The sequence below is a fragment of the Saccharibacillus brassicae genome, from assembly GCF_006542275.1.
In the GTDB taxonomy this organism is placed as follows: domain Bacteria; phylum Bacillota; class Bacilli; order Paenibacillales; family Paenibacillaceae; genus Saccharibacillus; species Saccharibacillus brassicae.
Genome location: NZ_CP041217.1, coordinates 3026793 through 3052029, shown reverse-complemented (window position 1 = coordinate 3052029; position 25237 = coordinate 3026793). Strand labels below are relative to the sequence as shown.

General features: G+C 47.9%; 25 protein-coding genes and 2 pseudogenes. 4 read left to right on the top strand and 23 right to left on the bottom strand.

Annotation, left to right across the window (positions count from 1 at the left end; translation table 11 throughout):
* Window positions 1-48: 48 nt before the first annotated feature.
* Entirely contained in the window at window positions 49-657 is a 609-nt protein-coding gene (locus FFV09_RS12700; RefSeq protein ID WP_141448173.1) for a hypothetical protein, read from the bottom strand.
* 165 nt (window positions 658-822) lie between these two features.
* Here FFV09_RS12700 and FFV09_RS12695 point away from each other — a divergent pair, with 165 nt between their 5' ends.
* On the top strand, window positions 823-3492 hold the full coding sequence (locus FFV09_RS12695) for a DUF4084 domain-containing protein (RefSeq protein ID WP_141448172.1): 2670 nt from the start codon (window positions 823-825) through the stop codon (window positions 3490-3492).
* A gap of 119 nt (window positions 3493-3611) precedes the next feature.
* On the opposite strand, the gene FFV09_RS12690 is transcribed toward FFV09_RS12695, so the two are convergent.
* Window positions 3612-3956, bottom strand: coding sequence for a hypothetical protein (locus FFV09_RS12690; protein WP_141448171.1), 345 nt, complete (start codon window positions 3954-3956; stop codon window positions 3612-3614).
* Between the two features lie 163 nt (window positions 3957-4119).
* Window positions 4120-4617: a hypothetical protein gene (locus FFV09_RS12685; RefSeq protein WP_141448170.1), complete on the bottom strand. Its 498-nt coding sequence runs from the start codon at window positions 4615-4617 to the stop codon at window positions 4120-4122.
* A 348-nt stretch (window positions 4618-4965) separates the two neighbouring features.
* On the opposite strand from FFV09_RS12685, the gene relB reads away from it, so the two are divergent.
* Together relB and FFV09_RS12675 are read left to right on the top strand one after the other, a co-directional pair.
* On the top strand, window positions 4966-5178 hold the full coding sequence (relB, locus tag FFV09_RS12680) for a type II toxin-antitoxin system RelB family antitoxin (RefSeq protein ID WP_141448169.1): 213 nt from the start codon (window positions 4966-4968) through the stop codon (window positions 5176-5178).
* A 3-nt stretch (window positions 5179-5181) separates the two neighbouring features.
* On the top strand, window positions 5182-5448 hold the full coding sequence (locus tag FFV09_RS12675; protein ID WP_141448168.1) for a type II toxin-antitoxin system RelE family toxin: 267 nt from the start codon (window positions 5182-5184) through the stop codon (window positions 5446-5448).
* A gap of 29 nt (window positions 5449-5477) precedes the next feature.
* Here the strand turns inward: FFV09_RS12675 and FFV09_RS12670 are convergent, their stop codons facing one another.
* From FFV09_RS12670 to FFV09_RS12600, 15 genes and pseudogenes are all read right to left on the bottom strand, one after another.
* A complete protein-coding gene (locus tag FFV09_RS12670) occupies window positions 5478-6005 on the bottom strand; it encodes a hypothetical protein (RefSeq protein ID WP_141448167.1) in 528 nt (175 codons plus the stop codon).
* Window positions 5980-6306, bottom strand: a complete 327-nt coding sequence (locus tag FFV09_RS12665; RefSeq protein WP_141448166.1) for a hypothetical protein — start codon at window positions 6304-6306, stop codon at window positions 5980-5982. The genes FFV09_RS12670 and FFV09_RS12665 overlap by 26 nt, the downstream gene beginning before the upstream one ends.
* A 226-nt stretch (window positions 6307-6532) precedes the next feature.
* The gene (locus FFV09_RS12660; RefSeq protein ID WP_141448165.1) at window positions 6533-7276 is read right to left on the bottom strand and encodes a hypothetical protein; all 744 of its coding nucleotides are present in this window, start codon (window positions 7274-7276) and stop codon (window positions 6533-6535) included.
* A gap of 105 nt (window positions 7277-7381) precedes the next feature.
* A complete protein-coding gene (locus FFV09_RS12655) occupies window positions 7382-8539 on the bottom strand; it encodes an RHS repeat-associated core domain-containing protein (RefSeq protein ID WP_141448164.1) in 1158 nt (385 codons plus the stop codon).
* A gap of 241 nt (window positions 8540-8780) precedes the next feature.
* Window positions 8781-9287 carry a DUF2247 family protein gene (locus FFV09_RS12650; RefSeq protein ID WP_141448163.1) on the bottom strand — a complete coding sequence of 169 codons (507 nt, stop codon included), beginning with the start codon at window positions 9285-9287 and terminating at the stop codon, window positions 8781-8783.
* 15 nt (window positions 9288-9302) lie between these two features.
* Window positions 9303-9677, bottom strand: coding sequence for a hypothetical protein (locus FFV09_RS12645; RefSeq protein WP_141448162.1), 375 nt, complete (start codon window positions 9675-9677; stop codon window positions 9303-9305).
* A gap of 3 nt (window positions 9678-9680) precedes the next feature.
* On the bottom strand, window positions 9681-10805 hold the full coding sequence (locus FFV09_RS12640; RefSeq protein ID WP_141448161.1) for an RHS repeat-associated core domain-containing protein: 1125 nt from the start codon (window positions 10803-10805) through the stop codon (window positions 9681-9683).
* Window positions 10792-10986 carry a hypothetical protein gene (locus FFV09_RS12635; protein WP_141448160.1) on the bottom strand — a complete coding sequence of 65 codons (195 nt, stop codon included), beginning with the start codon at window positions 10984-10986 and terminating at the stop codon, window positions 10792-10794. The genes FFV09_RS12640 and FFV09_RS12635 overlap by 14 nt, the downstream gene beginning before the upstream one ends.
* 118 nt (window positions 10987-11104) lie before the next feature.
* Window positions 11105-11488: a hypothetical protein gene (locus tag FFV09_RS12630; RefSeq protein ID WP_141448159.1), complete on the bottom strand. Its 384-nt coding sequence runs from the start codon at window positions 11486-11488 to the stop codon at window positions 11105-11107.
* Window positions 11489-11584: 96 nt separating this feature from the next.
* Complete coding sequence (locus tag FFV09_RS12625) at window positions 11585-12241, bottom strand: polymorphic toxin-type HINT domain-containing protein (RefSeq protein ID WP_141448158.1); 657 nt, start codon at window positions 12239-12241, stop codon at window positions 11585-11587.
* 93 nt (window positions 12242-12334) lie between these two features.
* Window positions 12335-12607 (bottom strand): hypothetical protein, encoded by a 273-nt coding sequence (locus FFV09_RS12620; protein ID WP_141448157.1) that lies wholly within the window; start codon window positions 12605-12607, stop codon window positions 12335-12337.
* A gap of 108 nt (window positions 12608-12715) precedes the next feature.
* A complete protein-coding gene (locus FFV09_RS12615) occupies window positions 12716-13423 on the bottom strand; it encodes a HEAT repeat domain-containing protein (RefSeq protein WP_141448156.1) in 708 nt (235 codons plus the stop codon).
* A 353-nt stretch (window positions 13424-13776) separates the two neighbouring features.
* Complete coding sequence (locus tag FFV09_RS12610; protein WP_141448155.1) at window positions 13777-14160, bottom strand: hypothetical protein; 384 nt, start codon at window positions 14158-14160, stop codon at window positions 13777-13779.
* Between the two features lie 14 nt (window positions 14161-14174).
* A pseudogene (locus tag FFV09_RS12605) lies at window positions 14175-14624 on the bottom strand (polymorphic toxin-type HINT domain-containing protein); the annotation flags it as partial.
* 355 nt (window positions 14625-14979) lie between these two features.
* Window positions 14980-15225 (bottom strand): hypothetical protein, encoded by a 246-nt coding sequence (locus FFV09_RS12600; RefSeq protein WP_141448153.1) that lies wholly within the window; start codon window positions 15223-15225, stop codon window positions 14980-14982.
* A 526-nt stretch (window positions 15226-15751) separates the two neighbouring features.
* On the opposite strand from FFV09_RS12600, the pseudogene FFV09_RS12595 reads away from it, so the two are divergent.
* Window positions 15752-16483, top strand: a pseudogene (locus FFV09_RS12595) (IS30 family transposase).
* A gap of 305 nt (window positions 16484-16788) precedes the next feature.
* On the opposite strand, the gene FFV09_RS12590 reads toward FFV09_RS12595, so the two are convergent.
* The 5 genes from FFV09_RS12590 to FFV09_RS12570 all read right to left on the bottom strand — a co-directional run bounded on the left by FFV09_RS12590 (window position 16789) and on the right by FFV09_RS12570 (window position 25228).
* On the bottom strand, window positions 16789-18267 hold the full coding sequence (locus FFV09_RS12590; protein ID WP_141448152.1) for an RHS repeat-associated core domain-containing protein: 1479 nt from the start codon (window positions 18265-18267) through the stop codon (window positions 16789-16791).
* A 35-nt stretch (window positions 18268-18302) separates the two neighbouring features.
* The gene (locus tag FFV09_RS12585; RefSeq protein ID WP_141448151.1) at window positions 18303-18992 is read right to left on the bottom strand and encodes a hypothetical protein; all 690 of its coding nucleotides are present in this window, start codon (window positions 18990-18992) and stop codon (window positions 18303-18305) included.
* 242 nt (window positions 18993-19234) lie between these two features.
* Window positions 19235-19909 (bottom strand): hypothetical protein, encoded by a 675-nt coding sequence (locus FFV09_RS12580; protein ID WP_141448150.1) that lies wholly within the window; start codon window positions 19907-19909, stop codon window positions 19235-19237.
* A 136-nt stretch (window positions 19910-20045) separates the two neighbouring features.
* Complete coding sequence (locus FFV09_RS12575; protein WP_141448149.1) at window positions 20046-22088, bottom strand: polymorphic toxin-type HINT domain-containing protein; 2043 nt, start codon at window positions 22086-22088, stop codon at window positions 20046-20048.
* Window positions 22085-25228, bottom strand: a complete 3144-nt coding sequence (locus tag FFV09_RS12570) for an RHS repeat domain-containing protein (protein WP_141448148.1) — start codon at window positions 25226-25228, stop codon at window positions 22085-22087. Before FFV09_RS12570 ends, FFV09_RS12575 begins: the two co-directional genes overlap by 4 nt.
* Window positions 25229-25237 lie beyond the last annotated feature (9 nt).

The window sequence follows — 25237 nt, the reverse complement described above, 5'->3', positions numbered from 1 at the left end:
TTTCGCAAGATCCGCACCTCCGGGCTTCGGACGGAAGCCGCCCAAGCCTTACTCCAGCGCGTCGACCAGCTCTCTCAGCTCGGTCAGGGGACGCAGGTCTTGTGCCGCCGCTTCGTCCAGCCGTTCGAACTTCGTCTCCCCGATCCGCATCGCCGCGTCGAATTCGCCGATCAGCGTATCGAGCAGGATACAGTAAGCGCGGAAGAACCGGACGTCTTCGGCGTCGAAGTTCCGGATATGAACCGTCAGGTCGAGCGTCTCCCCCTCCGACTCAAAGCCGAAATAAATATCGTCGTACTCCAGCTCCAGCCCTTCCATCGAGATCCGCACCCCTTCTTCCGAGTCGATCCGCGGACGAAAAGGAATCACATTCCAATAGTTCAGCGCGGGCGCGGCTTCGTACAGGTCGATGACGCTGTCGAACGAGCCAAGCGCGCCGTCGGCGGACAGAACCAGCGCCCTTTTGCCGTCTTCCCCGCGTTCCCCGACTTCGCATACGAGATTGTCGTCGACGTCCCTCAGTGCCGCGGACAGTTCGTCGAGCGCCCCGCCGTCTTCGCTTTCCCATCGGATCGACCATTCGCGCTCTTTTTGCCCAAACCTTTCCCAGAAATGTCCGACAGGATCTATCCGTTTGCCGTTCAACGTTCGCTTCATTTGCTCTCTTCCCCTCATCGCCAACCTCGGTTCGCTTCGTATCTTCCGAAAATTCTGCAAAGCGCCGATAATATGTGTAGGTCTTACGAACTTTGGTTTATAGTAGTATAGACTAGTAAGTTAGCACTTCAGAACCATTTCAAGCAGACAGGAGAGCTTAATAGAATGACAGATCGCAACAAAAACATCGCTCTTTGTACCTTCACTGTTCTATTTACCCTCACTTATTACCTTTGGATTACGATATGGCAAAATAATCCCGACTTGTCCGGCTTCGGCGGCAGCGTATTTGCGGGACTCGGCAACCTGATCGCGATCTATTGGCTGCTCGGCGCCGCCCGGCGCAGCTCGCGCGAACGCAGGATCTTCTGGATTCTGCTCATGCTCGGCAGCGTCAGCTACCTGATCGCCGAAGCGATCTGGCTGTACGACGAAGTCGTGCTTGGCATCGCCGCGCCTTCCCCCGGCTGGACCGACGTGTTCTACGCGCTGCAGACGATTTGCTATCTGGCTGCCTTCATCTATCCGTTCACCCGGTTCGAGCGCAGCCACCGGGTGTTCAAGCTGCTGTTCGACGTCCTGATCGTCATGACCGTCGCGACCACGTTCAGTTGGCACTTCCTGATCGGCCCGCTGCTCCGTTCCGGCGACGCCGATATTTTGCATTTGGCCATTTCGCTCGCTTATCCGGTCGGCGATCTGGTGCTGCTGTTCGGAGCGATCAGCCTGTATTGGGGAGCGCGGCAGTTTTTGGCGGATCGGCTGATTCTGCTCGTCTTCGGCGGGCTTGTCGTCCATGCCGCGGCCAATTCGTTCTACCTCTACCTGATCTCCGTCGGAGATTACGCCATGGGCAGTCTGGTCGATCCCGCGTTCACCCTCAGCCTGCTGCTGATCGGCGGTGCCGGCGTCCTTCAACCGCGCGGCCAGGCCGCGAAGTTTGACGTGCAGGAAGACGACGGCGGGAAAAAGCTTGACCTGCTGCGGCTGGCTCTGCCTTACCTGAACGTGATCGCTTTGTTCGTCTTCATGATCTCGGGTTCGGGAAAAGTGAGCGCGCTCACGATCGGCAGCGGCATCTCGATCCTGCTCGTCATCGTTCGCCAGCTGTTCATCCTGCTGGAGAACCGGCGCCTGCTGCTCAGCCTGTACGACAAAACGGAAGAATTGGAAATCAGCGAACAGCGCTACAAGTCTCTGTTCGATTACCATCCCGACGCGGTGTATTCGCTCGATCTCAGCGGCCGGTTCGACAGCGCGAACGAAGCCTGTTCCGACATGCTCGGCTACGACAGCGGCGAACTGATCGGCTTGACGCCGGCTTCTTTTCTCAAAGATCAGGAGCTGGCCGAATTGTCCGACGACCTGAAGCGGCTGTGCCAGGGCGAATCCGTCCGCCAGCAGATCCGCGTGCGCAGCCGCAGCGGGCAGCTGCACGAAGTCAGCGTCACGAGTATCCCGATCCGCGTGCGCGACAAAATCGTCGGCATCTTCGGCATCGGCCGGGACATCACGGCCAACAAGAAGAACGAAGCCCGGATCCGGCATCTGGCGTACCACGATCCGCTGACGGATCTCGCCAACCGCGCTTCGTTCGAAGAAACGCTGCGCTCGGCCGTTCAGGAAGCGCCTGTCCGTCAGGAGCGGATGGCCGTAGCCTTTATCGATCTGGACCGCTTCAAGACGGTCAACGACACGCTCGGCCACGACGTCGGCGACCAACTGCTGATCGCCGTCTCCCAGCGGCTGCAATCGTGCATGCGCGCGGGCGACACCGTCGCGCGGCAGGGCGGGGACGAGTTCACGCTGCTGCTGCGCGACATCGACGGGCCGGAAGACGTGCACGCCTGCGCCCGGCGGATTCTGGACACGCTCAGTCTGCCCTACGACCTGGACGGCCGTCAGGTGACCAGCCTGCCGAGCATCGGCCTCTCGCTCTACCCGGCCGACGACACGACGACCGTCGGCTTGATGAAAAAAGCCGATATTGCCCTGTATCAGGTCAAAGACGACGGCAAAGGCCATTACCGGCTGTTCGGCGACTGCATGCCGCAAGCGCTCGACCGGCTCTCGCTGGAGAGCGATCTGGCCGCGGCGCTCAAGCAGGGCGAGCTGCTGCTGCATTACCAGCCGCAGCTCGATCCCGATACGGGCGCGCTGGAGGGCGCCGAAGCGCAGCTGCGCTGGAACCGCCCGGGCTTCGGCCTGCTGGAGCCGGAAGCGTTCATGCCGGCCGCGGAAGAAGCCGGCCTGAGCCTGCGGATCGGCGAGTGGATGCTGCGCGAAGCCGGCCGCCAGGCCCGGGCGTGGAGCGACGAAGGCGCGCCGCTGCGCATTACGGTCGGCCTGTCGCGGCAGCAGCTCGAACAGGAAGGTCTGGCGGCACAGATACGCCGCATTCTGGCCGAGACCGGCGCCGATCCGCGTCTGCTGGAACTGCAGCTCGCCGAAGCTTCGCTCGCAAGCCGGCCGGAACTTGTCGTGCGGCAGATTCAAGCCTTCAAGGCGCTCGGCCTGCCGGTATCCGTTGCCGGATGCGGCGCGGGCTATGCCGCCCTGGCCGGCTTGGCGGACTTCCCCGTCGACCGGCTCAAGCTCGATCCGGGCCTGACCCGGCAGATCGGAAGCGTCCGTCTGGCGCAGTCGGTCGCCGCGTCCTTCGCCGGCCTCGCCCGGGCGCTGCACGTTCACGCCGCGGCCGCCGGCGTCGAGAACGCCGAGCAGGCGGCGCTGCTGCGCGGCATGGCCCGCTTCGGCCTGCAGGGGCCGCTGTTCGGGCATGCTTTGCCGCCCGGCGAACTGCGCCGGCGGCCGCTGTTCGCGCCGGAGGCGTGACGCGGCGCGCCGGCAGCGGCAGCAAAAAGCGTAGGTCAACGAGTCTCCTCGTCAACCTACGCTTTTGTCGTTATGGGCGATACGGCCGCCGCAGGAAAGCGGCGAGTCGGCTGCATGTTCTACTGGGCAAAATAAAACCAGCAGAAGCGAACGGCCGGATGCGCGAACGTCGAGCCCATCACTTCCGGGCGGGCATCCGCCGTGCCGTCGAAACCGTCGGCGTCCCACGCCACCTTGTCCGTAATCCGTTCGGCGACCTCCCGGGCCCCGTCCGGGCTGCGCTCGGCTTTGCACGTCGCCCGGATCACCGTCACGTACCAACCGTCGATTTTCCAATACGGCTTGGTGTCCGAGAGCGTATAGCGTTCCATTTTGTCCGCTGCCCCTTGCAGCGCTTCATGGGCGATCTTCTCCGCTTCTCCGGCCTGCTCGCACTCCATCATCATACGCATCGTCAGCACCATTTCGTTTCCCCCGCTTCCGTGTGATTTTTCCAATATATACTAAAAATACACCTACACGTCGCGTTAGACGCAGCGGAGCATGTATTTGACGCGGAAAAACCGTCCTTGATTAGGTTTGCTGTCCTTAGGTAGGTTTCCTGTTCTAATCGGTATTGCCTCAAACTCAGTTGTGCTTCGCCTGCCGCTGCGCCCGGTCAAAAACAGCCTGCTTCCGCTTCCGGTTCTTCTCGCCCGCCGCAGGCGGTTGGATCAGCTTCAGCGCCGCCGCTTCGACCTTATTCTCTTGAAGCGCGAACAGCACCGTCGAGAATGCTTCCGCTTCCAACAGCTGCTCCAACGAAATTTTCTCTTCCTTGATCGCCGTAAGGATGAGGCTTTCGGCGACGATCCGTTGAGAATCCCGGTGCTGCTGCAAAATCTCTGCCATCAGTTCATCGCTAATCACCAAAACGCCGGACATTTTTTCGCGAAAATAGCCCCAGATTAAATGCTCCTGCAAAGCCGGCTCCAGCTCCAGTTCACGCATGATCGGGTACAGCCGCTCTACCGCAAGCTTCGACAGAACTTCCGGCAGCCGCATCTGCTCTTGGGTACTCAGCGATTGCAGCAGCCCCTTGAGTTCGGCGATCGACTTTTTTGATCTGGAAGGGCTTTGCTCCAAAAAACCTTCTTCAGTCAAAATGTCCAGATTTGCCGGGAAACAATCTTCCGTCAGCCGTTCGATTTGCCGATCGGATTGCGCGAAAAAGCAGCTCGGACAATGTTCATACAGGCGGTGCGTGCGTTCATCCTTGTAAATATGCAGCAGCTTTGCGAAAAGAGCGATGAAGTCATGTCCGGCAGCTCCTACCGCAAAGTTTTGGGGTCCGCTTGATCGCGTCTGCCAGAAAACATTGCACTCTCCTGTCAAAATAAAAGAAGCTTCTCAATCATTTTATACAAAAAGTTCAATTTACAAACCAAATAAAACGCAATACAATGTATTACATAAAATGAAGGAGGTTTATTCATGGTTACTATTTCTTTAAGAGTCGATGATCGGGATAACAAACTGATTCGAGATTACGCCAAATTAAAAAAAATGTCCGTTTCTGACTTGATGCGAAATGCGATTATCGAAAAGATCGAAGACGAAGTTGATCTGGACGCTTTCGACCGCGCTTTTACCGATATGGACCATACTTATTCCCTGGATGAAGTCAAAAAAGAACTGGGTTTATAAACGATGATGTATACGGTTCGATTTTCCGATGCGGCTTTGAAAAAGTTGAAGAAAATAGATCGTTACCAGGCTGCTCTTTTGATAGGCTGGATCGAAAAGAACTTAGTGAACTGCAGCGATCCCAGATCCCTGGGAAAAGCTTTGGTCGCGAATCATAGAGGAAAATGGCGTTACCGCATAGGCGATTACCGAATACTGGCGCTGATTGAAGATGAGGAAATTATAATTACCATTATTGATATTGGGCATCGCAGAGACATTTATGGATGATTTGAGGAACCCCAACCTCAAGGTCACTTTTAATTATTTTTCAAATTCTTTAATAAAGGATGTTCGGCTAATTCACTACAGAGAACATAACTACACTCCCAAAAACTGTTGTAGAAGTTCTCAAACATCCTTAAAACTTCACTTTTATCCATACGAACATTATTAGGATCGGGTATCCAGTCTGTACGGCTTGAACAAGTGATTTGTACCTTGTTGTCTTCTTCTTCAAATATAAGAGTTCGTTCGATCCCTTGTTCATAGAAGTCCAGCTCGAAAAAGAAGTCCCCGTTATTTACTTTTTCTAAGATGTAGGGAACTTCTTCAATGACTGTAGCCAAATCCGTTTTGCAATCTACAGGCCATCTCTTTTGCCCAAAACCAGAAACAAAGAACGATACCCTTGCTGAAATTCCAAAAATCTCGCACATCCTTATGAAAACGGCCGTATCACTATCCAGTTCTAAATCCGGATTTAATAGGCTTTCGTCAATTTTGTTTCCGGCTGTGAACTCTTTAACAGTTAACTCCATTCTAAAAATGTGAACTCCTTCTTTCATTTTTTTGCTGCTGTAGTATGCAATCGCGTATCTTTTCTTTCTTATCCATATAGGTATAATACTCTTTCCCATTGGCATAAGCGCCTGCATTCCCGGTGATCTTCGGTTCTTCGATATAGGCTTCGTTGCTCTCGTACAGACGTCCCAGCGTAAAGTCCAGACCGCCCCGCCCCGGCAGGCTGAAGTCCGTTTCCATGCGGGACAACGAGCCGGTGGCATCGGAAATATTCTCGCCTTCGGCGGCTCCGCTGTAAAGAGAGATTGATAGCAATTTTATAGAACCAAAGAGATACGACTCCATTGCCGAACGGGACATTCGATAAGGCGGTTAATGCGATTTTGGAAAAGGAGGAAGCGTATTTGATTAAAAAATAGAGTTGTCCCAAAATCCATTATCATGGCTTGAGACAACCCTACTTAGCAAAATTGCTTTGAACAAAATATTCAAAGAGTAAACTTGATTTCAAATAATATTGTTGCACTTCATTTTACAATCCGTCAAAATGAAAACCATTGATTCGATTCTCTTACTCCTCATACTGATTAACCCGTTGCTCAATATCGTCTATTACTTCCTTTAACAATCCTTCATTCCCATTCATCTTATTCCAATAAACATAAACTAAATTTAAAGGAAGCAAAAAAGCTTCTTCGTTACCTCCTATATCTTTCATAAAAGGGCTTTTACTATATTCATCTAAATCAAGTTGAAAATCATATGAATTCTCAATAAGGCTCATAAGAGTTACACATACTGATTCCATGTCATTGTTTATTGGAACTTCGTTTTTTTGTTTATTTACATAAAGATAGTTTTGCAAAAAAGTTATTGTTTCTTTTCTATTATTTAAATTTAGGTTGTATTGATTTATAAATTTTTTGGCTATAGATTTGTATGAATGAAGCAGTTTCTTAGCAAGGTCTAATGAAGGTTCGTAGAAAATTTCATTAGATTTTTGATCAAGATAAGGGAAAACTTCGCTTTCAAACTTAAAAATAAAGCTTTGCAAAATCTCTTCAAGCTCTTCCTCATCTTTATAATATAAAAAATGACTTCCAATATCCTCTTCGTTAAAACCATTTATATAAGCATAAAATCGTACAGAATTTTTATCATAATTGCTCTGTGAAATTTGTATGATTTGATCTTTGTACTTATGGATGCGCACATAAGTCCAGATTGTAGGAGCATCTTTCTTTTGAAGCTTAAACCCTTTGCTATGCAAAAAAGGATTTATCGTTGTTTTTAAATAATCACTTAATTTCTTCATCTATCTCCGTCCTCCTACAAAAAGATTATATCCCACAATGTTCGTGGGATATATTAAAGTCAACAGTACAATTTATATTATATAAATACGAAAATCAATAAAACTTTACGGAATAAATATAGGAATGCGTGGACGTGGAGCCGGTAATGGAAGGGGCGATGGAGTTGGTTGGAACCAATCCGGTGCTGGTGAATTTAAAAAGTCTCTTATTTGATCCAGCAAAGTCCCTGTTTCAAGTTCTGGGATTTTAACATTAACTGGTGTTCCTTTTGTTGGTGAATTTATCTCGTTATAATAAACCATACCTGGTGCCCTATCATAATAAGTATACAATTTAATTGCCTTACCTTTATTTGGAGATGGCAACAACATACCGTCTGGATCCCACGAAGTTCCTTTTACAGAAAGGTTAGGAAAGTTAGCTCGATTCCTTGAGCTACTGTTTATAGCATTTACATAACCTTGAAGTTGCTTTTTACCTTGTTCATATTCGGAATTTGCTGGATTAGACCATCCTCCAGGTTTCAATTCATATACTTCTGCTGGTCTTCCAGTTCTTTTTAAAATCATATCGGCAAATCCATTCTTTCCTTCTGCCTTATTAACATCATAAATAAATTTCTCTGTCAGAGGAGTGCCATTTTGCATCACAGGAACATGCTGGAATCTAAATATAGTTTCAACCATCCTATGAGCGAATTTTCCGTAGTCCGTTGTTCCTGGCACTATTGCATGGCCGCTAGGATCCAGATATTTTAAAGGATTGTTTTCTACATAAGAGTAAGGATTCAAACTGCTTGGACGATTCACATACCCTTCAAACGTATCCTCCTGAATAAATCGCCCGATGCTCGGGTCATACCAACGGCTTCTCAGGTATTGCAGACCTGTATCTGCGTCCCAGAACTCGCCCGAATAGCCGAACGGATTCTCGACTTGGACGTCTGCGGTCAGCGGGTTGCTCCAGATATCGTAGGTGTAGCTGTTGAGCGCGGTACCGTCGGCTTTTACCAGTCCAGTTACGTCGCCATGACCGTTGTGCTGGTAGTAGGCTTTCTGGTTGTCGAAGCGGATTAAAGCGTTCCGCTTCGACCGACGGCTCGCGTCTTCACGGTAGATTAACTGCGCGCCGCGCACATAGCGGGCTTTGAACGTGACGCTACCGTCTGCGGCTACGGTACCTTCGGCGATGATGTTCGCGCCGTCGTAGTAGTAACGGGTCGTAGTCGCCTGGCCGTTTTTCGTGATGCTGCGCTCGGTCATCAGACCATCGCCGTTGTACTTGTAGCTCACCGAAGTCTGGTTGCGCTGCAGTTGGCTCAGTTGCCTTCAGACACCGCATTTCCTTCGAAGTGCTTGAGTACGCAGCCGGTCGCTTAACGCAGGAACCGCAAATCGCTATGTCACATGCTGCTTAACGAGAGAACCCCCATTCGCTGTTCCCAGAGGGATCGCAATTGGGGGCTCCTTAGTCCATAGGTACATGTAAGAGATTGTCGTATGCCTAACTTTTCTTATTCTCCTTTTTCTTTTTCTCGCAAAACTTTTCCCAATTTTCATACAGCTGTTTTACATTCTCTTGTTTAGAAGAATGGAGAGGATATTGTGGAGGCATATATCTTACAAATCCAGATATTTCTTCCGGGTAATCAAAATCGGCATAAATGATTTCAACCATTTCAAGTGGATCTCCGTACTTCTCACGATTTTCGAAAATCCAATTTAGCAATAAAAATAAAAATTTTTCTTTCAAGTTCTCTTCATCTTCGGGTGAACTTAAATTTGCAAGCTTTATCAAGTATTCATATACAGAATTTTCATCCTTTTCCCAAGCTAAATCTAGAAGTAGTTGTGAAGGATTTGCTTCTGTCTCGATTTGGCCCTCGGCATATCGCAATACCGACTCCTTTGCAACAAATCCATTTTCAACTGCGAATAAAAGGACGTGCCAATCCAAATCGATGTAATCAATAATATAGGAATAAGGGAGTTTAATGTTTAAAGTATTCAAATTCGGTTCACCCCATTATTTTTTAACTTGTTGATTTAATTTTCCGGTTATCTCTCCCCCGTTGATAAATAATTGGTGAGAAACAGTGCCTCCTGGCTGTAGTAGATACTCATATATACTGCTTTTTCCATTCATTTCACCATTAACTTGAAGTAGCGTTCGTTTAACCCCATCTCCTCCTGTAGAATTAAAAGTTTTACCCTTAGACAACTGTGCTTCTGTTAAAAAGCTAGCTGCACGATGGTTTTTATCAGATTTGTTCAGAGCAGACCCTACACGATCAGCAGACGCTATTGCATTCGCTGCTGCTACAGGAGTTATACATTCATCATTATGAACCCAAATCCCCAACCCGCTCACAAAATACGTATGGAATCCTTCCACCGTCATATTTTAAACCGTCGTCTGACGCTGCTGAACTTCGATGGTTCCGACTTCTAAAGTCTTGCCATCACTCTGCTCCAACAGATCGCCCGGTTTCAGGTCTTTGACAAACACCCAGCCTTTGCCTACGACCCAGAACGGATGGTTGTACGTCGATTCGATCACCTGATCGCCGACATGGATGCTGTAGATCTCGTCCGTTTTGTGGTTAAAGGTCGCCGTGACCTGCTTGTACGTGACTTCGTCGGTGTTTTCGTCTTTGGACAAGACGTTGTCGCCGATCTGGACGTCTTCGATGTTTTTCTCGCCTTGATCGGTCTTGACTTTGGTCTCTGCCGTGAAACAGTTGCAGGCTTTGTTGACCGCTTTGGCTGCCTTCGATGCGTCAGCGGCTTTATCTCCTGCCTGAGCCACTTCAACGAATAATTTGCCGCCCTTGATGACTTTGCCTGCTGGAATCAAACTGGCTGCCGCGATTACCTTGTCGATCGTCGAAGACTGCGAGCTCGTCAGCGTCTTGATATCGTCGATAACGAGGAAATCAGCGGTTTCTTTTACGCCGGTCTTGACGGCGCTCCACGTATTCTGTAGCCATTGAGGCGCATAGCCGTTAGGGTCTACGAACTTCAGCGGGTTATTCTCCACATACGTATACGGATTCAAGCTGCTCGGCCGGTTCACGTATCCTTCGAACGTATCCTCCTGAATAAACCGCCCGATGCTCGGGTCATACCAACGGCTTCTCAGATATTGCAGGCCCGTATCTGCGTCCCAGAACTCGCCCGAATAGCCGAACGGATTCTCGACTTGGACGTCCGCGGTCAGCGGGTTGCCCCAGATATCGTACGTATAGCTGTTCAGCGCGGTCCCGTCAGCTTTGACTAATCCCGTTACGTCACCGTGACCGTTATGCTGGTAGTACGCTTTCTGGTTGTCGAAGCGGATTAAAGCGTTCCGCTTCGACCGACGGCTCGCGTCTTCACGATAGATCAGCTGCGCGCCGCGCACATAGCGGGCTTTGAACGTGACACTGCCGTCTGCGGCTACCGTACCTTCGGCAATGATGTTCGCGCCGTCGTAGTAGTAACGGGTCGTATCGATCTTCCCGTCCTTAGTCAGGCTACGCTCGGTCATCAGGCTGTCTGTACGTCGTCGTCAAACCGAACGGATCGGTCATGCTGCTCGTCAGTCCGTTTTTATAATATGTGTACGAAATCTGTTTGCCGTCCGGATACACCATGCGTTCCAGATTGTTGTCCAGCGTGTAGAAGTACTGCGTCATGCCCGTCTCGTCGGTCAAGGCTTTGCACTTCATTTTACAATTCGTTACAAGAAAAACCTTGAAAGGCATAAAACCCTTCAAGGCAAGAGAACTACATTTTTTTTGAATAGATTCTTTAAGATTTTTAATTTGTAAGTCTGAGTATAGATTTTTAGAAGTTTTTTAGATATTCTTCTTGTTGTTTAGCTATCTTAAAAAAGAAGCAAAACAAATGTGCAATCTTTTGTTGAATATCTACGCTTAAATTCCCTTGAGAATTTTCTTCGATCAGGTCTTTTATAAAATAAAAAGGTTCACTACCTATATCCAATCCTTCTTCTGCTTCTTCAGCAGAATTCAAAAGCAATTCTATCACGTTTAATTTATTATCGAGATACATAATATAGTAGTATCCAATTACTGCTTCACTAAAATTAATTTTTTTGCATTTATGTTTCTCTTCGATCAACATATCGCTTAAACATTCATTGAGATCGTTGAATGTTCTAGCCAAAGATACTTCAATAATCCAATTATGAAATTCATCTTTTTCCAAAATTTTTTCATCTGCCCATTCTTGCCACTTTTCTTTATCGTAGTACCCACTGCTTGAAGCAGCTAGAAGAAAATGTGCAACTGCAACGATAACAAATCACCTCGGAGTTTTAGGATGTAATCCTGGAGTTCCTGGTCCGTGTTGGTTAGGATTCTTATAAGGATTAGCATGATAATGTGGATTAGTATGTGAAGGCACATCTGATCTTCCATGATCCGTATAATCATTATTTCCAATTTTTCTTCCAAATTCATCGTAAATAGTTTCTCTTTTATATAACTCTCCCGTTTTTGTATTGATTTTTTGATCTACTATACTCCGATTTCCTGGCGTGGTATAAAGTCTTTGTCTTGTATTCGGTTCTCCTTTGTAGGGATCATTATAAGTTTGTTCCCAATATCTTTGATATCGAGCTGCTTCTGAGCATTCATCATTATGAACCCAAATCCCCAACCCGCTCACAAAATACGTATGGAATCCTTCCACCGTCATATTGTAAACCGTCGTCTGACGCTGCTGGATTTCGATAGTTCCGACTTCTAAAGTCTTCCCATCGCTTTGCTCCAACAGATCGCCCGGTTTCAGGTCTTTGACAAACACCCAGCCTTTGCCTACAACCCAAAACGGATGGTTGTACGTCGATTCGATCACCTGATCGCCGACATGGATGCTGTAGATCTCGTCCGTTTCATGGTTGGAGGTCGCCGTAACCTGCTTGTAGGTGACTTCGTCGGTGTTTTCGTCTTTGGACAAGACTTTGTCGCAAAGACAATGAAGGCGAGTTCCTTCATTGTCTTCTCTTCATTCAGTCCACCTCAAAAGGAGTAATAAATAAGAAGCTCCCCTCTAAATCTTCGCATTTCTTAGCCAATTCTTTGATTTTTTTAAATGCTCTAAAGATTGAATATCTTGCACTTGATTAAGCAGCAACTCCAATTCTCGCATTAAATCAGGTATCCTCGCACTTATGACCAGCAAGTACTCACAATTAGACAACTCACTGAGAAAAGGGAAATTTTCGTCGTCCATATCCTGAATTAAATACTTTTCGTCTCCATCGACTGAAGGTATTTCTTCAATCACTTCAAAGTCTTTGGTTTGCAAAAGAGTCGTAAACATTTTATTTTCCTCCTCTAAAATTCCATCCACCCGGAAATGTATTCATCTTAATACCTTAAACATGCTCGCTGTCTTGCCGTAACGAATAGCCCAGCTGTCGGTAACTTTTCATAGACGTTTGTTTGTAAGTGATTCTGCTATTACTGTCTTACATCGTTCTAAAAGTTCTTCTAATCCTGAACGTACTGACCTTTTCCCTTCTTCCTTCAGCCAATCTATTGCAAACGCCTTGATTTCTTCAGCATTTTCCTGATTCACTATCTCAAACAATTTACCACTCACCGAACATCTCGAAGTATAGGTTTTCTCATAACGTCCTTTAAACAATTCATTCAAGTATTCTTTTTCCCCTAACTCATACATCACCCGATAATATTGATAACGAACATAATTCGATCTTTCGTTTTCTAAGCCTTTTTCTAAAATAGATAGTATTTCAGTTTTTCTCATTTGTAAGGCGGCGGCTACATCATAAAAAGAAAGAACAGCATAGGCACGTACAACCATCGAACGATCTTTTTGAGTCATTCTTTTAATTTTCTTCAATACTTGCAGCGAAAAACTTTTTTGCCCTAATACATCAACCGCTTCAGCACGTACAAGCCAGTACTTATCATGAGCGAGTTTTAAAAGTATTTTTTCAGCTTGTTCATTGAAGCAGTCTCCTAAAGCAGTAGCTGTCTCCGCACGAACCAGACCAAAAGGATCACTTGCGTATAATTCTAATCTTTCAAAATCAGGAACCTTCCCTGCTTCGACCTCAAATAAATAGTCTAACTTTTTATTTAATTCCAATTCGAATTCAGTTTCTTCCATGACTATTACTCCCTTACAAGTTATAAAAAACAGCAGTATTATGTACAATACTGTTATTGAATAGTGAGCAAACTTCACAACGTGAAAACATATTTCGATATGGATAGCTACACTTAGTTGGACAGAAAAATAAGGGTTTGTAGAATAAACCTAACCCAGAAGGGGAGCGGATTCTACAATGTAAAGAAATCCATAAGTACTTTCTTATTCATGGAACGCTAGATTACTTGACACCGGTTCATTCTCGCCAACAAGTCTTTAAAAAAAGTTGTTTGATTTAGTGTTGACGGTCTACACTGGGTAGACAAAAAAAGACCTTAAGGTATAGACAACCTCAAAGTCTCTCACCGTAATTAAATCTTCTGTTTCAGAAACTTAACATTCAAATCTTTTGCACCAATAAAGCAACCACCATCATTCGGAAAATCTTCTGGAATAAACTTGAAAACAAAATAGCCTCGTTCAACTTTAAATTTAATATTTACCTTATATGCTTCTTCTCCTTCAAGAATTTGTAATACTTCAGTAGAAGTATCAGAACACCATTCTACAGGTGTTGAGACGAGACATACATCTTCAAAGTGAATTTCTAATTCATATGGATATGATAAACTTTCTCCCCCCCCTACATACAAATTGTTTTGTTCGTATCTAATAATTTCAAAGTCAAACCACAGACTTTTTTGAATGAACTCATTAATTTGATTAACTTTCAAGAAAACTTCATCTGTACTCATAAAATTCACTTCCTCTAGGGTAGCTGAATATGGGTATTCGCAGCTGCCTGTGCATTATAATTAGGACTTGATGGTTTTAAAGTGCTCGTGTGATGCCATGCTCCATTTGGATCAATATACTCCCATCCAGAACCTTGTCCATTTGCATCATTTCCCTGTTTTTTTCTTGCCACCCTATAGATGTTTCCTGTCTTTCCGTATCTAGAATCTGCCGCATGAACCCTTACTGCAAAATCATACCCATCCTGAGACCATTTTTGCTTTAATCCTCCTGCAGGCACATTAGATAAATTTTGTTTTTTTAAGGCTTGGTTGAGATAGTAATCACTATCCAAACAATTAATATTATGAACCCAAATCCCCAAGTCACTTACGAAATACGTATGGAAATCAGCAACAGTAAAATTGTAAACCTTAACCATTTTCTCATGCTTCACAATTTTAATTTTATCAATCGTCAAGGTGTTTCCATTGCTCTGCTGTCTTCATAACTCCTTCTCGCAATCTAAACGTTCAACTTACCACCTTTAAAGACTTTGCTCACTGGAAGCAGATTGGCTCCCGCAATCGCCTTGTCGATTTCCTAAGATTCCGAGCTCGTCAGCGTATTAATATCATCGATGATGAGAAATCTATGGTTTCTGTCACAACGATTTTAAACGCACTCTATGTACTATTACAGCCTACTCACTTCGACGAATTATTGAAAAAACCTTGATTGGTATAAACCAATCAAGGTACAAATAAACTTAGGATTTAGCTTTACCTGCCAACTGATATAGATCAATTGTTCGCTTGCATTAAAACACCGTCAAATTCTTAACTATTATTAGCCGCACGAATCATTAAATTTATTAAAAAAACCAAAATACAAGCAATTAATAGGGCAAATACAAGACTATAAATACCCCCTCTTAACCCCATTCCTTCAAATAAATCTTTTCCAAAAAGTGCACCGATCATACCAGCGAACAAACTTCCTACCAAATTTTTTGAACCTTCATTTCCCATAGTATACCAACCCACCAAACCGACTATCACGCCAATAACTAGTCCCCAAACCAAACGCTTCACATCCTTTTTTTAATTCGTAGACGAGAATTATTAGCGTTCTTTAATTACATCCCAGATCTGATGAACAATGTGTGGTTTATTTTCTTGAGGGTACATCCAAACTGTAATAATTATAGTTACTACCCAAATAGTAATCCACACCCAAATAGAATGCTTACTTCCGATAAGATGTAGGATCAAGAAACCAAGAGCAACCACTCCAGTATTGTAAAGATACGTTAAAGGGGTAGACACAATTCTTGCCAAACCAGTATAAGGGAAAATCTGAAACAAGATAAGTAACAATAGCGTGCTTGGAGCCAAAGCAGCCATAATCTTTAGTAAAACATTTAAGTTCGCCATATATGCTCTTTTCGTAGTTAATTCTGAAAGTAAAGGTATTGAGAAATTAAGTAACCTTTTAAATGACGGATTGTAAAATGAAGTGCAACACCTCAAACGGAATACCAAAAGGCCCATGGCTGGATTCATGTAGAATAGAGTCACCACCACTACCTTCTACAAGGAGAATCCAACCATGGACTATACTCATGTTACCCTAACCGAACGCGGAAAAACAGAGCTACTTCTTAGTCAAGGAGCGGGTGTCCACGCCATTGGCCGGATACTCGGACGGTCGGCAGGAGCCATCAGTCGAGAGCGAGACCGACTTCGAAAAGACGTATTCGCCCGAGCAGATCCAGCACAGCCACAAAGCTAAAAGGCTTGCTACGGTGGCTTTTAAAACACTGTACAACGGGCTCTATACCGGGCTACTGAGCCGAGGGAATCTGCAGGTCCTCCGGCACAAATGCAAGCGCCAGAAACCCTCGGAGAAACGCAAAAGCAAGGCTTGCGTCGCTACATCGGTGGAGCGAAAAACGCGCTTCTACCAAGCGATTAAGATGCCGAACCGGACGGCCTTGTCGATGGAAATTGCGTTCGGCGTACTGGCCGGGTAGTACCCGAAGTCGGCTATTCAAACGGCAACGTTAGACCGAGGAAAGGAATTGGACTGTCACGAAGCGTTAGAGCGTCTGCACGGCGTGGACGTGTACTTTGCTAATCCGTATTCGTCCTGGCAGCGTGGGTTCAACGAGAACGCAAACGGCCTACTCCGGAAGTTTTTCCCCAAAGGCCACGATTTTGCGCCGGTCACTGATCCCGAACTTGAAAAGCTTTCGCTTTGATCAACAACCGGACTCGCAAATGTTTAGGCTGGAAGTTCACCCATGAATCGTTTCAGGACGAACTGTTGCACTTGGATTGAAAATCCGTCAAATTCAAAGAATAGAATAACGTTCCATAATAAGGTTAACTAACTCACTTCCAATTCCAATTTGGTGCAATGTACTTCTTCCAAGTATCGACATTACTATGCATAACAGAATGGTTATCAACGCTCAACTTTCGACTACCTTCAGGAAGCTCAACTTTAATATTCTTTGCACCATCGAAATATTTACTTGCTTTTACCCAATTACTTGGTCGCGTAAAGAACTGTCCTCCGTTTCTTTGTACTGCATCATAGTCATTAAAAACATTTAGGTGATTATTCACTGCATTGTAATCAAGCTAGTAGTCTTCTCTTACAGGAGTAGCAATAGTGACTAAAGTATCAACTTCTATATTGTTCCTTTTAAGTTCATTTGCAATTAAGATGGCTACATTACCACCATGACTGTGTCCGACCAATCTAATAGGCTCATCTCTATCTTGATTATGGCTCTTGATAATTCTAGCAGCTATATTTTCATTTTCAAAAAGAGGTCCCTGCCCTCCTGTCGCAGCTGCACTTCTAGCAAATGTACTATTACCTCCAGTCCATCCGACAGTATCTACTCTTTCTCCAGTCATATTTTTAAGATACGTTTTGAAGTCCGGTTTCCAAGTCCTTACCCCTGTGTCTGGTGTATCAGCGAAAACAGTACCATGAATCAAATAAGTTCTAGTCCCTGTCGGATCCATATATTTCAGCGGATTATTCTCTACATACGTATACGGATTCAAGCTGCTCGGTCGGTTCACGTACCCTTCGAACGTATCCTCCTGAATAAACCGCCCGATGCTCGGGTCATACCAACGGCTTCTCAGGTATTCCAGGCCCGTATCTTCGTCCCAGAACTCGCCCGAATAGCCGAATGGATTCTCGACTTGAACGTCCGAAGTCAGTGGATTGCCCCAGATATCGTAGGTGTAGCTGTTGAGCGCGGTACCGTCGGCTTTGACCAATCCGGTCACGTCGCCGTGGCCGTTGTGCTGGTAGTAGGCTTTCTGGTTGTCGAAGCAGATTAAAGCGTTCCGCTTCGACCGATGGCTCGCGTCTTCACGGTAGATCAGCTGCGCGCCGCGCACGTAGCGGGCTTTGAACGTGACGCTGCCGTCTGCGGCTACCGTACCTTCGGCAATGATGTTCGCGCCGTCGTAGTAGTAGCGCGTCGTGGTCGCCTGGCCGTTTTTCGTGATGCTGCGCTCGGTCATCAGACCGTCACCGTTATATTTGTAGCTGACGGAAGTCTGATTGCGTGTCACATTGCTCAGCTGTTCGGCCTGGTTGTACGTGTAATCGATGTTGTCTTTGTGTGGCATCTGGATGCTGGATTGCAGCGTCAGTCGGTTGCCTTTGCCATCGTACGTGTACGTCTCTGCGCCTTCGGAGCTGGTGATGATGCGATCCAGTTCGTCGTACGTGAACGTACCGCTTGTCGTGCCGTCGCTGCGGCTGGTGATATCGAAGCGGCTTAAAGCGTCCCGCTTCGATCGGCGATTATCTCCGTTATCGTAGCCGTACGTGAAGACTTTGGTCAAGCCGCCGGCCGACTGCAGCAGCTTCGTCAGGCGTCCGAATCCGTCGTTCGTGTACGTCGTCGTGATCTGTCCGTTACCCAGTTTGGTCTGGTACAGCTGGGACGACTTGAGATAGTTCTCGTCGGATTGGGTCAGGCCGTCGCGGTACGTGTATTCGGCCTGCTTCGTGTTGTCGGTAAGAACTTGCGACAATTGATTGTCCGCATTGTAGATGTACGTCGTTGTCATGCCGAACGGGTCGGTCATGGTGTAAAAAGCTCGCTTAACGCGAGAAACCGGAATCACCAAGCCCGTAGGGATGTGCGATTCCGGTTTCTTGGCAGGCCGTTTTTGTAATACGTGTACGAGATCTGCTTGCCGTCCGGGTACACCATACGCTCCAGATTGTTGTCCAGCGTATAGAAATACTGGGTCGTGCCGGTCTCGTCGGTCATCGACTTGCGCAGACCGTTTTTGTAATACGTCGCTTGGCGCGGGAACCAAAATTCGCCATGCCCTAAGGGGTAAGCGATTTGCGGTTCCTCAGTCAGGCGATTCTGTTCGTCGTACTGATTGACGACGCTGATGCCGCCGCGCGTCGTGCCGCCGGTGATGTTGCTGTTGTTGTCGTACGTGTAGCTTTCTTTGCCGAGCACGGAGTCCGTTTTGGACAACCGGCGGCCCAGTTCGTCGTAGCCGTAGGCGATCTTGGTGAGATCCGGGAACACTTTTTCGGTCATCGCACCGAGCTTGTTGTACGAATATTTCGTGTTCATCAAGGTGCCGCCGGCACTCTGCGTCACGTTCTGCAGGCGGTGCAGCCCGTCGTTCGTGAAGCCGGTCGTGGCGCCTTTGCCGTCGGTGGAACTCATGGCGAACGGATCGCCGCCGACTTCGTACTGGTTGGTCGACTTGATGATGTTGCCTTTGTCATCTGTACGCGTCGTGCCGGTCGAGCGGCCTGTCGCCCTAACATAGGAACTGCAAATCATCTTGCCCAGAGGGATCGAAGATTTTCATTCCATACAAATTGTATTCTTAGCGCTCCTTAATGATTTTCGGCGTGCTGTTTTCCTTATCTTGTTGAATTAATATTCTTCAAGTCCAATTTGAACTTCAGTTACTTTAATTTTTTAATGGATGAGATAAATCTCGCTGCCTGCCTTGAATAAAAGTGAAGGATGAATATGAGAAAAGAAAACCACAGAATCGTTGCACTTCACTTTACAACCCTTCATGAGTATAGCTCCATAAAATTAATCTTCCTTTTTAAAATAAAACCTTTCAAAGAATTAATCTCTAGAAATTTCTCACTTCCATTAAAAAACTTTGCACTATCTATATTTAATCTACGAGAGAAGAAAGCAGCGTCTGCAATTCTCATTTTTCTAAAATCATCTTTTTCTTTTTTCAAAGTTACTCCTTCTAATTCAGTACCACATAGTCCATAACAAGGATCAATATAATCAGACATCGAAAGAAAAATTTTGTATATAAAATCTTTATTTTTATTTTGTATATATCCAGGAACACGATCTAATATATTATCACGATCTATAGTAAAACAGATTTGTTTCCATTCTCCGTCTTCTTCAACAATATTTAAATTACCCGATACTATATTTCCATTTATTTCAATTCCTAGAATAATAGAAGGTGAATAAAAGTCTGAGACCTTTGCAATTAGAGCCTTGATTCTGTTTAAATTCAATTTTTTATCAGTTATTGTTTCTTCAAAATTTTCAGACTCTCCAAAATCCCAAATAGGTCCATCAGTCCAGTAAGAACAATATCCTAAGAGATGAACATTGTAAGTCCATCCACATTCAAATAAAGCTGTCAAAGAATTTTCTAAAAGGACTTTTAGAGACTCATTACTTAAATAACACAAATTTATTTTCATACTCATATTTTTCCTCCATTTTTAAAACTAACTATTAAAACAGCCCATAATCAGATTACTGTAGAATTAATAATATGTCTTCTACAAGAAATCCGATTATGGGTCATCTGCAGCTTGACTTAATTTAAAAATTCAATACATTTTATTTCTTAAGTGGTAAGCCGTTTATATAATTAGCTGTTCCCTCCTTCTTTAAAGGAAATGTAGAAATCCAATTCCCATTATTTACAATGGCTACATTACCATCGTGTAACCAAAACTCAGACTTTCCAAGAGTTTTCCAATCACCAACTTTTATATTTTCCCCGGCATTATTAAGTACATCTTCTGTTATAGCTTTATATTTCATAACCCCTTCTTTGGAACGTGGCAGTTCATAATCGTCTACATGATCAGAAAATTTCTTGCCTATTTGCTTATCAGTGATTGTTGGTATTTGACAATCTATATTGTGAACCCAAATCCCCAACCCGCTCACAAAATACGTATGGAATCCTTCCACCGTCATATTGTAAACCGTCGTCTGACGCTGCTGGACTTCGATGGTTCCGACTTCTAAAGTCTTGCCGTCGCTTTGCTCCAACAGATCGCCGGACTTCAAGTCTTTGACAAACACCCAACCTTTGCCTACGACCCAGAACGGATGGTTGTACGTCGATTCGATCACCTGATCGCCGACATGGATGCTGTAGATCTCGTCCGTTTTGTGGTTAAAGGTCGCCGTGACCTGCTTGTACGTGACTTCGTCGGTGTTTTCGTCTTTGGACAAGACGTTGTCGCCAATTTTTACGTCTTCGATGTTTTTCTCGCCTTGATCGGTCTTGACTTTGGTCTCTGCCGTGAAACAGTTGCAGGCTTTGTTGACCGCTTTAGTTGTTTTCGAGGCTACCGTTCCTTCGTCGATCGCTTTCGTCGCCGCTGCTTTGGTTGCTCGAATAGTCGCACTCGGACTTGGGGCGACAGGAATGGCTATCGCCAAGACATCTGCTGCAACATAAGCTGCATTTTCCCAAGTTGGATCTTTCGCGAGTTTATACAGATCGTAACCGGTTGAAAGTAGATCGTAAATCGTATCCAAGAAGTGCCCGCTCGGATCCACATATTTCAGCGGATTATTCTCCACATACGTATATGGATTCAAACTGCTCGGCCGGTTCACATACCCTTCAAACGTATCCTCCTGAATAAACCGCCCGATGCTCGGATCGTACCAACGGCTTCTCAGATATTGCAGGCCCGTATCTTCGTCCCAGAACTCGCCCGAATAGCCGAACGGATTCTCGACTTGCACGTCCGCAGTTAGCGGATTGCCCCAGATGTCGTAGGTGTAGCTGTTCAGCGCGGTACCGTCGGCTTTGACCAGTCCGGTCACGTCGCCGTGGCCGTTATGCTGGTAGTACGCTTTCTGGTTGTCGAAGCGGATTAAAGCGTTCCGCTTCGACCGACGGCTCGCGTCTTCGCGGTAGATCAGCTGCGCGCCGCGCACATAGCGGGCTTTGAACGTGACGCTGCCGTCTGCGGCTACCGTACCTTCGGCAACGATATTCGCGCCGTCGTAGTAGTAGCGGGTCGTAGTCGCCTGTCCGTTTTTCGTGATGCTGCGTTCGGTCATCAGGCCGTCGCCGTTGTACTTGTAGCTTACCGAAGTCTGGTTGCGCGTAATTCCGCTCAGCTGTTCGGCCTGGTTGTACGTGTAATCGATATTGTCTTTGTGCGGCATCTGGATGCTGGATTGCAGCGTCAGGCGGTTGCCTTTGCCGTCGTACGTGTACGTCTCTTCGCCTTCGGAGCTGGTGATGATGCGATCCAGTTCGTCGTACGTGAACGTGCCGCTTGTCGTGCCGTCGCTGCGGCTGGTGATATCGAAGCGCGTTAAAACGTCCCGCTTCGATCGGCGATTATCTCCGTTATCGTAGCCGTACGTGAAGGCTTTGGTCAAGCCGCCGGCCGACTGCAGCAGATTTGTCAGGCGTCCGAATCCGTCGTTCGTGTACGTCGTCGTGATCTGTCCGTTGCCCAGTTTGGTCTGGTACAGCTGGGACGACTTGAGATAGTTCTCGTCGGATTGGGTCAGGCCGTCGCGGTACGTGTATTCGGCCTGCTTCGTGTTGTCCGTAAGCACTTGCGACAACTGGTTGTCGGCATTGTAGATATAAGTCGTCGTCATGCCGAACGGGTCGGTCATGGTGTAAAAAGCTCGCTCAACGCGAGAAACCGCAATCGCCAAGCCCGTAGGGATGTGCGATTCCGGTTTCCTGGCAGGCCATTTTTGTAATACGTGTACGAGATCTGCTTACCGTCCGGGTATACCATACGCTCCAGATTGTTGTCCAGTGTATAGAAATACTGGGTCGTGCCGGTCTCGTCGGTCATCGACTTGCGCAGACCGTTCTTGTAGTACGTCGCTTGGCGCGGGAACCAAAATTCGCCATGCCCTAAAGGGTACGCGATTTGCGGTTCCTCAGTCAGGCGATTCTGCTCGTCGTACTGATTGACGACGCTGATACCCCCGCGCGTCGTGCCGCCGGTGATGTTGCTGTTGTTGTCGTACGTGTAGCTTTCTTTGCCGAGCACGGAGTCCGTTTTGGACAACCGGCGGCCCAGTTCGTCATAGCCGTAGGCGATCTTGGTGAGATCCGGGAACACTTTTTCGGTCATCGCGCCGAGCTTGTTGTACGAATATTTCGTGTTCATCGACGTGCCGCCGGCACTCTGCGTCACGTTCTGCAGGCGGTGCAGTCCGTCGTTTGTGAAGCCGGTCGTGGCGCCTTTGCCGTCGGTGGAACTCATGGCGAACGGATCGCCGCCGACTTCGTACTGGTTGGTTGATGTGATCACATTTCCCTTTTCATCAGTACGTGTTGTACCCGTATCACGGCCGATTTCATCGGTTTGCGTAGTCACTTTTTCACCGTAATCGGTTGTCGTTGTACTCTGATTCAATGCTGCGTTATGCGCATATCCCGTGACGCGTCCTGCTGCCGAGATCGTTTCTTTGACCTCGCCGTTGGCATCGTACGTGTAGCTCGTCTTATGGCCTTCGCCGTCCGTCGTGTAATCCAGTTCGCCCAGATCGTTGTAGTGATTGGACTGAAGCGTGTAGAACGCGACGTTGTTATTGTTGTCTTTGCGTTTGAGTTCAACTGCGGAAGGACGGCCGAGACCGTCGTAGATCTCTTTGCTTTCTTTGCCTTCTTCGTCCACCGTGTAGAATTGGCCGATCTGGCCGATGGTGCTGTACGAGAACGCAGTGGTCGACGTTGCGCGCGTGCCGTCCGCTGCAGCGGGGCGCGTTACTTTGGTGATCCGGCCCACGTTGTCGTATTCGTACGCTTCGTCGGAACCGGCGGGAGCGCCTTTGGCTACGGCGTTGCCGTCGAAGTGTTTGAGTACGCGGCCGGTCGGCAGATCGTATTCGTAGCGTTCTTCGATGGTTTTCGGCGTGCCGTTTTCCGTCACTTTTTGCTTGATCGCAGTCGGATAGGCGTTTTTGACGGCTGCGCCGTATTCGATATCCGTCTGCTGGGTCTTGTCGTCTTCCAGCTGCTGCACGGTCTGCGTCAGGTTGCCGTAGGCATCGTGCTGGTAGGTCATCTGCAGCAGGCTGGCCTGGCCGCTCTCGTCGGCGTAGTTCTGCGCGGTCTGCGTAATATGCGGCAGCGCCGGATCGGCGGTGTGCGAGATATCGTCGGTGATGACGCCCGATACGGTATTACGCTCGCTCAGCGCAAGTCCCGGGTACGTCGCCGAATACGAATAGCTGCCGATATGACCCAGCGGATTCGTGTAGGTCAGTACGTTGCCGTATTGGTCGTACGTGTACGCATGGACTTTATTGCCGGTCTTCTCCGGCTTCTGCGTGTAGTCCGTATCGGTCTCGGTGATCCGCACGGCCAACTGCTGATCCGGATCGTAGACGGTGTCGATCTGCTTCTTGTATTCGCCCGTTTTCTCGCGCGTTTCCTTGACCGCGAGGTGATCGGCGTTCAGGACGGTCGTCTCGACGATCTTCTCGTTGGAAGGAACGGCTGCTCCACCGTTCGGATTGATGATCGTCGTACGCTTGATCGTAGATGACGTCTGCGCCGGATCGGAGAAGTCCGTGGCATCGGTGTAGTCGTAAGCGACAAAGTTCTTTTTCTTCGTTCCGTTATCTTTCATCGAATCATAGCGCTTTTTCACTCTGTAATAATCCAGCGTACCGGCTTCGCCGAGACGTTTGGTCGTTTTGTCGTATTCGTAAATCGTGCCCGCACCTGTTGGGTAAGTGACGGCATTCAGCCCGGAGTAGATCGTAGAGGAGGCACTCGCCCCGCCGGGTCCGTCGGCGTCGAGGCTGGCGCTCTGCTTCTCGTAGCCATACGAAGTCGTCTCGCCGTTCTCGTTGACCGCGGAAGTGAGATTGCGCTTTTTGTTCGTGTCGCTGATCAGTTTTTTGTTAAAAACGAGCGATTTGCCTGCATACCCGACCGTCACGGAATCGGATCTGTAGGAGAACTTGATCTCGCGGTTCAGCGTGTCGATAACCCGGCTGATCATCGGGTAGGCGTTCTGGTCGTTAACGGCTATCTTGGCGTATTCGACCAGAATCACGTTGCCGTAAGCGTCCTTCGTGCCGATCCAGCGGCCTTCCGCATTGAACAGCGACTGCGTGCCGAGCGTGTCGGTCAGCGAGTACGCGGCCGTGGCGGTTACCGTTTTGCCGGCGGCGTCCTGCGTGGAGATCACGGTCGTCGCAGGCGCGAACTTCACGTCCTGCAGCGGATAATCGACCAGTCCCTGACCGTCCGCGGCGATCTGATACACCGTTCCGTCGGCAAAGTGCAGATAGCGCTGGTCGCCCCGCAGTTCGACGGACGGGAAAGCCCAGGTCCAGCCGACGCCGAGGTTCGACGTGCGTTCGTTGTATGTATAGTATTCGTTGTCGTTCGTGTACACCGTCTGGCCGGAAGCGTTCGTCGTCTGCGCGATCTTCGGCTCCCAGATGTAGGCGGTATTGCTCTCATACAGCCGTCCCAGCGTAAAGTCCAGCCCGCCGCGGCCCGGCAGGCTAAAGTCGGTCTCCATGCGGGTCAGCGAGCCGCTGGCATCGGAGATGTTCTCGCCTTCGGCAGCGCCGCTGTAAGGCGTGTTCGCCGCGATCTCGTACATGGACTGCGGGGCGAACCCGTTATTGAAAGCGACGTTCGACAGCGCCGATACGGCGGCACGGGACGCGGCAGAAGCGGCCGGAGCCGCCTGCGCGCGATTGGGAGCGGCGATCGGCGGCAGCAGCAGGGCTGCGACGAGCGCGGCGTTAAGGACTTTGAAAAATGGTTTTTTCACGAACGATTT